The sequence below is a fragment of the Roseicyclus sp. genome (genome assembly GCF_052168335.1).
Lineage (GTDB): Bacteria > Pseudomonadota > Alphaproteobacteria > Rhodobacterales > Rhodobacteraceae > Roseibacterium.
Genome location: NZ_JBQLZP010000506.1, coordinates 1 through 3,006 on the forward strand (window position 1 = coordinate 1; position 3,006 = coordinate 3,006).

At 74.2% G+C, this 3,006-nt stretch carries 3 protein-coding genes; all 3 read left to right on the forward strand.

Annotated features, from left to right (window positions below):
• Nucleotides 1-1,723 (forward strand): FAD-dependent oxidoreductase (locus ACTS11_RS15495; protein WP_442641198.1); only part of this gene is annotated, 1,723 nt, incomplete at its 5' end.
• Nucleotides 1,724-1,759: 36 nt separating this feature from the next.
• Nucleotides 1,760-2,173: a DUF3830 family protein gene (locus ACTS11_RS15500; protein WP_442641199.1), complete on the forward strand. Its 414-nt coding sequence runs from the start codon at nucleotides 1,760-1,762 to the stop codon at nucleotides 2,171-2,173.
• 14 nt (nucleotides 2,174-2,187) lie between these two features.
• Nucleotides 2,188-3,006 (forward strand): amidohydrolase family protein (locus tag ACTS11_RS15505; protein ID WP_442641200.1); only part of this gene is annotated, 819 nt, incomplete at its 3' end.

Here is a 3,006-nt window from a genome sequence, read left to right on the forward strand (position 1 = left end):
GGAGACCGGGTTCCTCCGGCCCGACCGCGACGAGGACGGGGCGACCGGGGTGCCCGGCCTCTGGATCGCGGGCGACGGCGGCGGCCTCGGCGGCGCGCAGGTGGCGCTGGCGCAGGGCACGCTGGCCGGTGCGGCGGCGGTGGACCGCCTCGGCGGGAGGGCGCCCGACACCGGCGCGGCCCGCACGGCGCTGGCGCGCGCGCGCGCCTTCCAGGCCGCTCTCTGGCGGAGCTATGCGGCACCGGCGCGAGAGGGGCCTCCCGAGGACGCCGCCATGCTCTGCCGCTGCGAGAGCGTGACCTTCGGCGCGGCGCGCGCCGCCATCGCGCGGGGCGCGGGCGACCTCGGCGCGCTGAAACGGCTGACGCGCCTGGGGATGGGCCGCTGCCAGGGGCGCTACTGCTCGGGTCCGGCGGCGCTCCTGACGGGGACGCCCACGCTCTTCGCGCCGCAGACGCCCGCGCGGCCCGTGCCCGCCGCGGCCATCGCGGTCGAAAAGCCGGAATGGGGCGGACACCGCCAGGCGCCGGCCCCGACCCTGCGCGCACCGGACCGTGCCGACGCGCCCGAGACCCTGCCCGCGACCGCGGACCTCGTCATCGTCGGCGCGGGCGTCATGGGCACCGCCGCCGCGCTGCGCGCCACGGAACTGGGGCTCGACACCGTGGTGATCGACCGCGGCGCGGTGAACGGCGAGGCCTCGGGCGGCAACGCGGGCAGCCTGCACCTGCAACTCCTGTCCTTCGATTTCGGCCAGAAGACGGGCGGACGGGGCGAGGCGCTGCTGCGGACGCTGCCGCTCCAGCGCGACGCCATCGCCCTCTGGCAGGAGCTGGAGCGCACGCTCGGCACCTCGTTCGAGATCGCCCTGACCGGCGGCATGATGCTGGCGGAGGAGGAGCGCCACGTCGCCTTCCTGCGCGACAAGGTCGCCGCCGAACGCCGCATGGGCATCGACGTTCACCTGATCGAGCGCGCCGAGATCGCCGAACTGGCCCCCGGCGTGTCCGAGCGCATGATCGCCGCCGCCTGGTGCCCGGGCGAGGGCAAGATCAACCCGCTGGTGGCGACGCCCGCGCTGGCCAATGCGGCGCGGGCGGGCGGCGCGCGCTTCTTCGAGGGCGTCGCGATAACCGGGCTCTGCGACACGCGGCCCGGCTACCGGGTGGAGACGACCGCAGGAACGATCCGCGCGCGGCGCCTGATCCTCGCCGCCGGCGGCTGGACGGGCGCGCTCGGCGCCATGCTGGGCGTTCCCCTGCCGATCCACGGCGCACCGCTGCAGATGGTCGTGACCGAGACCGCGCCCCCGCTCGCCTCCTGCCTCCTCGCCCATTGCGACCGGCACCTGACGATGAAGCAGGCCATCGCGGGCAACCTGATCATCGGCGGGGCGTGGTCCGCCACCGCCGACCCCGCATCGGGGCGCACCCGCATCCTGCGCGAGAGCCTCGAGGGCAACCTCTGGGTCGCCGAGCGCGTGCTGCCCGGCGTCGCGGGCCTTCACGTCCTGCGCTCCTGGGCGGCGATGAACGTCGATATCGACGGCGCGCCCCTGATCGGCCACCTTCCCGGCCATCCCGACTGCGTGGTGGTCGCGGGCGCCAACGGCTACACGCTCGGCCCGCTCCTCGGCCGCCACGCCGCCGACGCGGTCGCCACGGGGCGCCAGCCGAAGGGGCTCGAGGGCTTCTCGACCGACCGCCTCGCCCAACCCGCCTGAGCGCGCGCACCCAGACACCGAACCAAGGAGAGAGCAATGGACACCCTCAAGGTCATCGCCGGAGACTTCACCTTCACCGGCCATTTCGAGACCGAGCGCGCGCCGAACACGGTCGCCGCCTTCCGCAGGCACATGCCCTATGTCAGCCAGATCGTGCATGTCCGCTGGTCGGGCGAAGGGGTCTGGGTGCCGCTCGGCGACACGGATTTCGGCGTCGGCTACGAGAACCACACGAGCCACCCGGCGCCGGGGCACATCATCCTCTATCCCGGCGGCATCAGCGAGACCGAGATCCTGCTGGCCTATGGCGGCGTCGACTTCTCGTCCAAGATGGGCCAGCTCGCGGGCAACCATTTCATCACGCTGACCGGCGGGCTGGAGAACCTGCACGCGCTCGGAACCTCGGTGCTCTGGGAGGGCGCCAAGCCGATCCGGTTCGAGGACGCCTGAGCGGCGGGGCGGCGATGGCTGGGGGAGCGCCCGACTTCGTCCTGTCCGGCGCCCGTGTCGCGGGGCATCCGGGGCGCGTGGACATCGCGGTGGCGGCGGGCCGCATCGCGGCCATCGAAGCCGCGATCCCCGGCGGCGCGCCCGGGATCGAGGCGGACGGGGCCTGGGTCTTTCCGGGTTACGTCGACGCGCATATCCACCTCGACAAGGCGCATATCCTCGACCGCTGCGACATGACCCGGGGCGGCCTCGCGCACGCGGTGGAGGAGACCGCCCGCGCCAAGGCCGCCTTCACCACCGAGGACGTCCATGCCCGCGCGCGCCGCGTGGTGGATGCCGCCGTCGGCCACGGCACCACCGCGCTGCGGACATTCGTGGAGGTCGATCCGAGGGTCGGCCTCCGCGGGCTCGACGCGCTTCTCGCGCTGCGCGAGGCGTGCCGGGCCCGGATCGCCATCCAGATCTGCGCCTTCGCGCAGGAGGGCATCACCAACGAGCCCGAGACCCTGACGCTGCTGACAAGGGCGATGGAGATGGGGGCCGACCTCGTGGGCGGCTGCCCCTACCGCGACCCCGACCCGGTGGCGCATATCGACCACGTGTTCGACCTCGCGGAGCGCTTCGATTGCGATGTCGATTTCCACATCGACTTCGATCTCGATCCGTCCAGGTCGGACCTTCCCGCCCTCATCGCCGCGACCGAGGCGCGGGGCTGGGGCGGGCGCGTCGTGGCGGGGCACGCGAGCAAGCTCTCGGCGATGGCGCCCGGGGATGTCGCCGCGATGGCCGCGCGGCTGCGCGAGGCTGGGATCGGCGTGGTCGCCCTGCCCGCC

Bases quoted from the DNA above. Each gene is read 5' to 3' on its own strand.
- ACTS11_RS15500 (WP_442641199.1), top strand. From the start codon at position 1,760: ATGGACACCCTCAAGGTCATCGCCGGAGACTTCACCTTCACCGGCCAT.